This window comes from Klebsiella sp. CN_Kp066 (assembly GCF_040065135.1).
Taxonomy (GTDB): domain Bacteria; phylum Pseudomonadota; class Gammaproteobacteria; order Enterobacterales; family Enterobacteriaceae; genus Klebsiella; species Klebsiella oxytoca.
Window position 1 is genome coordinate 137,671 of the sequence record NZ_JBEAIU010000051.1, and the last position, 6,211, is coordinate 143,881.

Genomic DNA, 6,211 nt, shown 5'->3' on the forward strand with positions numbered 1-6,211 from the left:
GGATCTAGTTTACGAAGAACAGGAACCACAGAATCGTGGCGAACAGGAACATCAGCGCCAGATAGCTGAAGACCAGTGGAGAAAATCGCGATTGCCATCCTTGACGCACAATCAGGATATGGCAGGGAATAAGTAACAGCGCGGCGCCTAATAAGCAGAAGAACCAGCCGGGAAATGCTGCGCCTAAAACCGGAATCGCCGGGGATAATGAGCAGCCGGAGAGCGTAAATAGCGAAAATAAGAGCGCAGGGCCCGCCAGCTTAACAATGCGATTCAAGACGAAATACCTGAGTGCTCGGATTAAGGTGAAATGAGTTTAATCTCACTGTCGGGGAAATAAAAGGCGGAGAGAACAGAAGCGTCTGTATTCCATCAATAAACAGGATATTTTCTATGGATAACACCTGCATAGAAAATCATTCATTCTGCATTAACGACCAGCGGTGGGCGAAATAAAATTTCGCGTGTCAGCGATAGTCGGCGGTGGCTGGCAGGGCTATGCTTAGAGCCAGGACTATAAAAAATAGTCAGAACTGAGGCAATGTCATGGATAAAGAATTACTGCAAGCGGGCTATCGCGCCTATACCGGAGAGAAAATAGATGTCTACTTTAACACCGATATCTGCCAGCACTCGGGTAACTGCGTACGCGGTAGCGCGAAGCTCTTCAATCTGAAACGCAAACCGTGGATCGTCCCGGATGAAGTGGACGTGGCCACGGTGGTCAAGGTTATTGATACCTGCCCGAGCGGCGCGCTGAAGTATCGCCAAAAATAAGCGAGGAAATGATGGAAATACTGGAAGGTCATAACAAGTTTTACGTCAATGACGCCGACGGGAAGCAGGTGGCGGAAATTGTTTTTGTGCCTACGGGCGAGCACCTCAGCATTATTGAACACACTGACGTCGACCCCAGTCTGAAAGGCCAGGGCGTGGGAAAAAAGCTGGTGGCGAAAGTGGTGGAAAAAATGCGCGGCGAGCAGCGTAAAATTATTCCGCTATGCCCGTTTGCCAAACATGAATTTGATCATACCCGCGAGTACGACGATATTCGCGCCTGAAATAAATGCGCCAGCGCGCTGGCGCCACTTTTTTATCTGACGCCGTGTTACCCGGCGATAAGGTTCAGATCGCGGCCGGATAAAAGCTGGTGGATAAGGTCACTGACGTTTTCCCGCTCCACCGGCGGCGAGATGAAATAACCCTGAAAACGGTCGATCCCCAGCGCCTTCAGTCGGTTGAATTTATCCAGACTGTCCACGCCTTCGGCAACACAGCGGCTACCGGTTAGCTGACAGTAGTAGAGCAGACTTTTGATTAGGGCCAGAGCGTGAGGATCGCGCTGCATGTCGTTGACGATGCTCATATCCAGCTTATAGGCGCTGAACCTGACCGATCGTACCGGAAACATGACGCTGCTTTGTGAAAAGCAGTCATCCAGCATAATGGTAAAGCCCTGCTTGCGTAGCCGGGAAATATTGTCGGCAATTTTACTCTGCAGGTTGAGGTCCAGGGTTTCAGCAAATTCCAGTACCAGCCTCGAAGACATATGGGGCTGACGCAGCTGCTGGCGCGCGGTCTCCACCATCCGGAGCAGGTTGTCATTGCTGGCGATAGCAGCGGGAATATTGACCGAGAAATAAAACTCTCCGGAGTGTAGATTAATATTCTCCACGGCCTCGCGAAGCACAAAGGCGGTCAACACCAGCCAGGCATACGCGGAATGTACCTGCGGCAAAAACTCGCCTGGCAGCATAACCTGTCCCTTTTGCCGCCAGCGACAGAGGATCTCCAACCCTTTTAGCTGCATCCGACCATCGGTGATGGGCTGGAATACCGGGAAAATTTGCCGACAGTGAATGGCGTGGACAAATTCGCGCTCGAAGGCGGAAAGCGCAGCATCCGGTTGGCTCTTCTGCCCTTTGGTCTGGCTGCCGGGGAATCGGGTTGCCAGCTGAGGATGATGTTCCACCATTTTTTTCAGTCCTGCCGTTCGCTGGTTATAAAGCGTTTTGTGGCTAATGCCGCGGCGCTTTGCCTGGGCGTTGACGCTGTATCCGCTGAGTAGACCGAGAATGGCATTTAGCTCCGGCCGGGTGAGCCCGCCAGGGCGCTTTCCGCCGAGGCGTATCTCTTCGTCGGCCAGCTGTTTAAGTGAAGGATATCTTTGCAAAATATAGTCCTGCAGCACCGCGGTCAGGCTGGGGACGGGCAGGTCCGAGGCGGCGGTGCGCACTTCGGCAAGCAAACGGTGATCGATGACCTGATGCAGCAGCGTATGCCACAGCCAGCTGGCCGGGCTGCGGCTGAGGATCAGCATCGGCAGCGGCGTCGCGGAGTGTTCAAGAAACGCAGCGGCCTGCTGCAGGGTGGTGAGCAGCCTGGCCGGAGTTTCCGGCAGAAAAACGATAAGGCGGCGAATGTCCGTGTCGCCGGGAAGCATCTGCGTATCCGACGGCAGCACAACGGGCCGCATGCCGCTGGCCATCATCACTTTGACTAATCCATCGGCGACCAGCGAGCAGGGCGAAAGGATATAGTCCACTCCCGCTCTGCCGCGCGCCGCGGGCGCGTTACTGGTAAACAAAGGTCACCCCAATAATGGATTGCACGTTGCCCGCGGTGACCTGGCCGCTGGTTCGCGCATAGGTTGCGGTGAGTCCGAGGTTGACCGCGGAGGTGCTCACGGTTCCCATAGAGACGGTACTGTTTGAGCGCAGAATAGTGCCATTGCGCAATAGCTGAACGCCTATCCCCTGGGCCGGTGAGGCGGAAGAGGTATTGGTGAACACGCTGTTGGCGCTATCCGCCGTGGTGCCGGAGAGGTAAAAACCTATCTTTTGATTTTGCCCGCAGCGTACCGTGAGCGGAACAGCGGTCGAACCCGGGTACTCAGGCAGCGTTACCGTGACGTTGCGAGCGGAAACATCGCAGCCGCCCGTGGGGATAATCACGCTATTGTTGGCATAGATGTTCCAGGTAAATTTAGAGGTACGAACGTTACCGCCGCCGTTGATATCCGAACCCACCTGATACATGACCAGCGTGGCGATATGCGAGCCGGCGCTTATCGCCAGCCCGGAGGCGGTGGATATTGGCGTCAGGTAGAGCTGGGTATTCCAGCTGGTGTAGTTGCCGGAAGTAAAATTATGGCTGGCGGTCGGGGAGTTTAGCGGGAAGCTATAGCTAACTCCGTAGTACTTTAAAGAACCGGTAAAATTGGTCAGCAGGCCGCTATAGGCCGAGCCCTGTAGCATGCTTACCATGTCGTTTCGCCTGTCCGGCGCGTCATTTTTACAAAAAATCGAGCTGGATAAGTCGACGACAAGGTTCTGCCCCGCTCCGAGGCTTGGCTGCAGGTTAACGTAGACGTTGGATACTTTCCCGCCGGTATCGCTGTTTAATATGGTGCCGGTGGAGTCGTAGCAGGTATAAGCCCTGACGCTGGTGGAAAAGCCCGCTAACACAAGCGCCAGCCACAGCGCGTTGACCAGCGCCATACGACATCTACGGGGAGCGGTAATCCGCTGATTCATAACGTTCTCCTGCCTTATAGCCAGGTGTAGGTGACGTTAATCACCGCCTGGATTGTTCCTTGCGTTGGTCCGCCGTTAACCGTCAGCGCCCTGACGCGCAATGGAAAGCGGGTGGATTGCGTGGCATCGTTGACGGCCACCGTTTTGCTTGTGCCGTTGTTAAACCGGGCGCCGCTGGTATCCTGCAATTCCAGCTGGAGGTTGCCCGCCGTTCCCTGATTTTTGTAGTAGCCCGTGCTGTCCGCCGTTCCGCTGAAGGTGGCGGTGACCCGCGAGGTGCCGACCGGACAGTTGCTGAGATCGAGGGTGACGTCATGCCAGCCTGATGCCGAGCCGGGTGAAAGCATGTTAAAGGTGTATAAATCACCAAGGTCAACGGTGGCCTTCGGCGTGGCGATGGTGCAGGGTTTGGCCACCACTTTACCGTTAACGGTAATGGTCACGTCGGCGGCGCGGGGGGCGCTGGCGAAGGCCATCATTACCGCCAGCAGCCAGGGTGCATGAGTCCATTTCATTTCAGCCTCCGGTTACTGAAATTCAAGCGTGAAGGTTGCGGTGGCATTAACGTGTCCTGCTGTAATCGGGACGCGCGCGGCCATCAGCCTGGCGTAGAAGTTGAGGGTGTTGGTCTGCCCGGGTTTCAGCGTGGTCCACGCGATGTTTGACGAGGGGGCGTTGAGTACCAGGGGCGCCCGGCTGCCGTTAAGGATCTGCATGCCGATGCCGGACGCTGCCGATACGCCACTGTCCAGCTTAAGCAGGCTGGTGTTGTCGCTGTCCGCTATGCCGGTAAAGCCGACTTTAACCGCGGTGACGGAGCCGCCGCAGGGCGACAGCACGATGCGAAACGGCACCAGCGGCGTGGTCGTGCCGACGGCATTAAACTGTTTGGCGGCGTTATTCATCAGATCGACGGTAAAATCTTTTGACTCACCTGCGACGGCGCAGGTGTTATCCCTGACATATCCGCTAATCGTGATGGTGCTATCGGCGGCAGGGGTGCTGAAGGAGACCAGAGAGAGTATGGCGCCCAGCAGATACAGGTTTTTTCTCATCATCATGGTTTCCTTAGCGGCACGCTGCCGACAGCTGGCTTAACGCCTGGTTCTGGCTTTCCGGCGGCAGGCTGTAGCTGGCCTCACAGCTGGCGTTCGGACCTTCGCCCCATTTCGCCCGCACCTTGCCCGCCAGCGGCATCCCGCTCAGGTAGACCTGGCCGTTATCGGCGACGATGCTGCTGCCCTGGCTGTCGACAGCGGAGGCTATGGCGCCAAAAGGAACCGGTTTACCGTTGTGAGTCAGCGTCATCAGCAGCTTCATGCCGACGCTGGCCTTAAATTCGGCGCGCGCAATCGCCCCGTGGGTGGGCACAATACTGACCACCGCATCATCAAGGTCGACGTTATTGGCCAGCGTATTGGTGTCCAGCGCCACCCGGTTTTCCCGGTATTCGGTGGCGTAGGGCAGAACGGCGTAGCCGCGCCAGTCGGTCCGTACCCCGGTCTGGTTTTCTACCTTCACGCCATCCGCGCCGGGGGCTTTGATCAGCACGACCGTGTCGTTCATCGGCTGGCTCAGGGTGACGCCGTCAGCGTGGGCCAGCACGCCGCCGCTCAGGCCGTAGTAGAGCTGTTTGATACCGTCGCTGCGGCTGTAGCCGACGTTGGCGTTACCGTAGCCGCCGCGGTAGTTCAGCGCCGCGTATCCGGTGCCGCCGCTGTTGCCATCGCCGCCGCCGGCGTAGCCGGTCTGTACGCTGTAGCTCAGGTTGTTGTCCTCCAGCAGCGTGCCGTACAGGCCGGCAAGGCTGGTGGTCCTGCCGTTCAGATCGTTGGACATGCTGTAGCTGGCGTTACCGTTTCTCCAGGCGGAGGTGCTGTCGGAACGCATCCAGTGGCTGAACGGGATACTGACGTTGAGCGCCAGCATCTGATCGCGCCCCTGCTGCCAGGCGTTTCTGGTCAGGCTGTAGCTCAGGGTCCAGTTGATATCGTCGACGGCGGCGTTAAGCCCGGCCTGGAGCTGCTGGTCGGCGCTGCTGGTTCCCCAGTAGGTCTGGTGGCTACCGCTCAGGTAGAGCGTGGCGGTACGCCCCAGCTGCTGGGTGACGCTGAGCTGTACCCTGCCGCGCTTGTTGTACGCGAGGTTGTAGTAATCGGTGAACTTCGGCTTCATCTGCACCACGCCGTCCTGGGTCTCGACGTTGTAGCCGCTCATCCGGTTATAGGTGGTGTCGGCGAAGCTGAAATAGCCGCGCGTCGAGTAGCGGTAGCCCACCAGCTGAATGTTGGTGCCGGTATCCGTCAGCGACTTGTTATAGAGGAAACGCACCGACTGCCCCTGATGCTCGCTGTCATCGGGCAGGGTGGCGTTGGCCTGGGTGATATCCAGCGACAGCGCCCCCAGTTGGCCCAGATTTTTGCCGACGCCGAGGTTAAAGGCGCGGTAGCGGTCCGCCAGCTGGGTGCCGCCGTACAGGGTCCAGCCCGCCGGAAGACCGCGCATTACGGTGCTCTGGAAAAATTTCGGTTTTTCCTGCTGATTGCTGCCGCTGCGGTACTCCCCGGCGGTGACCGCATAGCGGGTATGGCCCTCGCGCTGGAGCACCGGCACGGACGAATAAGGGACGGTGAAGACCTGGCTGCTGCCGTCGGCCTCTTTGATGGTCACCTGCA

8 protein-coding genes are annotated in these 6,211 nt (G+C 57.6%); 2 read left to right on the forward strand and 6 right to left on the reverse strand.

Features of this window, described 5'->3' with window-relative positions:
- Window positions 1-4: 4 nt before the first annotated feature.
- The gene (locus tag ABLV75_RS20305) at window positions 5-277 is read right to left on the reverse strand and encodes a YtcA family lipoprotein (RefSeq protein WP_004105391.1); all 273 of its coding nucleotides are present in this window, start codon (window positions 275-277) and stop codon (window positions 5-7) included.
- A gap of 269 nt (window positions 278-546) precedes the next feature.
- Between ABLV75_RS20305 and yjdI the strand changes: the two genes are divergently transcribed.
- The gene (yjdI, locus tag ABLV75_RS20310) at window positions 547-777 is read left to right on the forward strand and encodes a 4Fe-4S mono-cluster protein YjdI (protein WP_004105390.1); all 231 of its coding nucleotides are present in this window, start codon (window positions 547-549) and stop codon (window positions 775-777) included.
- 11 nt (window positions 778-788) lie between these two features.
- Window positions 789-1,061 (forward strand): GNAT family N-acetyltransferase, encoded by a 273-nt coding sequence (locus ABLV75_RS20315; RefSeq protein WP_004115198.1) that lies wholly within the window; start codon window positions 789-791, stop codon window positions 1,059-1,061.
- 47 nt (window positions 1,062-1,108) lie between these two features.
- On the opposite strand, the gene ABLV75_RS20320 is transcribed toward ABLV75_RS20315, so the two are convergent.
- The 5 genes from ABLV75_RS20320 to ABLV75_RS20340 form a co-directional block, all read right to left on the reverse strand.
- Window positions 1,109-2,545: an EAL domain-containing protein gene (locus ABLV75_RS20320; protein ID WP_004105388.1), complete on the reverse strand. Its 1,437-nt coding sequence runs from the start codon at window positions 2,543-2,545 to the stop codon at window positions 1,109-1,111.
- 28 nt (window positions 2,546-2,573) lie between these two features.
- Window positions 2,574-3,500 carry a fimbrial protein gene (locus tag ABLV75_RS20325; protein WP_032704898.1) on the reverse strand — a complete coding sequence of 309 codons (927 nt, stop codon included), beginning with the start codon at window positions 3,498-3,500 and terminating at the stop codon, window positions 2,574-2,576.
- A gap of 50 nt (window positions 3,501-3,550) precedes the next feature.
- Complete coding sequence (locus ABLV75_RS20330) at window positions 3,551-4,051, reverse strand: fimbrial protein (RefSeq protein WP_004105386.1); 501 nt, start codon at window positions 4,049-4,051, stop codon at window positions 3,551-3,553.
- Between the two features lie 12 nt (window positions 4,052-4,063).
- Entirely contained in the window at window positions 4,064-4,594 is a 531-nt protein-coding gene (locus ABLV75_RS20335) for a fimbrial protein (RefSeq protein ID WP_004105385.1), read from the reverse strand.
- Window positions 4,595-4,604: 10 nt separating this feature from the next.
- The coding region (locus ABLV75_RS20340) for a fimbria/pilus outer membrane usher protein (protein WP_348855120.1) at window positions 4,605-6,211 on the reverse strand (1,607 nt) is incomplete at its 5' end.

Coding starts and splice junctions, on each gene's coding strand:
- ABLV75_RS20335 (WP_004105385.1), bottom strand. CDS start 4,594: ATGATGAGAAAAAACCTGTATCTGCTGGGCGCCATACTCTCTCTGGTC.
- ABLV75_RS20325 (WP_032704898.1), bottom strand. CDS start 3,500: ATGGCGCTGGTCAACGCGCTGTGGCTGGCGCTTGTGTTAGCGGGCTTT.
- ABLV75_RS20315 (WP_004115198.1), top strand. CDS start 789: ATGGAAATACTGGAAGGTCATAACAAGTTTTACGTCAATGACGCCGAC.
- yjdI (WP_004105390.1), top strand. CDS start 547: ATGGATAAAGAATTACTGCAAGCGGGCTATCGCGCCTATACCGGAGAG.
- ABLV75_RS20330 (WP_004105386.1), bottom strand. CDS start 4,051: ATGAAATGGACTCATGCACCCTGGCTGCTGGCGGTAATGATGGCCTTC.